1 protein-coding gene is annotated in these 957 nt (G+C 69.1%); it reads right to left on the bottom strand.

The window, feature by feature from the left end; translation table 11 throughout:
- Window positions 1-48: 48 nt before the first annotated feature.
- A complete protein-coding gene (locus tag ACSNOK_RS33245) occupies window positions 49-804 on the bottom strand; it encodes a DUF4239 domain-containing protein (protein ID WP_436784507.1) in 756 nt (251 codons plus the stop codon).
- Between the last annotated feature and the right edge of the window lie 153 nt (window positions 805-957).

Consider the following 957-nt stretch of genomic DNA (forward strand, 5'->3'; position numbering starts at 1 on the left):
GTTCGGGCGGCGAACGGGCGGGGGTGGGGTGGTGAGCGGGACGACGGTTCAGACGGCGAACAGATCCGTGAACGCGTCCGTGGAGTCCGCGACGTCATGCCCGAAAGGCGAGTTGAAGTCCCAGATGAGGAAGAGCAGGAAGGCGATCAGCGCGCTGTACAGCCCGGCGAGCAGCAGTTCGCGCGGCGACCGCCGGATCTGCAGGGTGTAGATCAGCCCCACCGCCACCAGTGCCCCGCCGATCAGGCCGAACCACACCACCCCCGGCATGGTGGCCCCGGAGTTGAGCGCCCGGGCGTTCCGTGCCGCGTCCGCCGCCCCGGCCTGGTCCAGCAGCGGCTGGTACGACTGGCTCTCCCGGTCGTCCCGGGGCTCGTACGACGTGATGTCCGCCCGCACCTTGTCGAGCAGCTCCTTGCCCTTGTCGGTGAGCTGCCCGTTGTCGAGCATCCTCGGCCACTCCTTGTGGACGACGTACTTGACGTACGCGTCGACGTCCGCCCGCACCTGGTCGCGGGTCACCGGGGCGAACGCCTGCACCCGCTCGTACACCTCGTGCAGTGCCTGGGCCTCGGCCTGTACGGTCGCCTGCGCGGAGTTCCGCGCCTCCCACACCCCGGCGATGGCCAGGCCGAGGACGATGGCGTACACCACGCCGATCATCATCGTCATGTACTCGATGACGTCGGGCGTCTCGGAGGGGTCCTCGTCCGTTCCCACCCGCCGCCCGCGCAGCAGGATCACGGACACGACGACCACGATCACCGCGATCATCGCGAGGACCAGCATCACCCACTCGTCCACGGCATCCTCCGGTTCGCCCCGACGGCGCGAGGGCGCGCGCCACGGAGATACTGCGGCGCGCTTCACCCGTTCAGCCGGGATCCGGGGTCGTTTCGTCCGATGGGATGAGGGCGTTCGAGCAGGTGGGGGCGGTATTCGCACGGTCTCTTATAC

It is taken from the genome of Streptomyces sp. URMC 126 (assembly GCF_051386555.1).
Classification (GTDB): domain Bacteria; phylum Actinomycetota; class Actinomycetes; order Streptomycetales; family Streptomycetaceae; genus Streptomyces.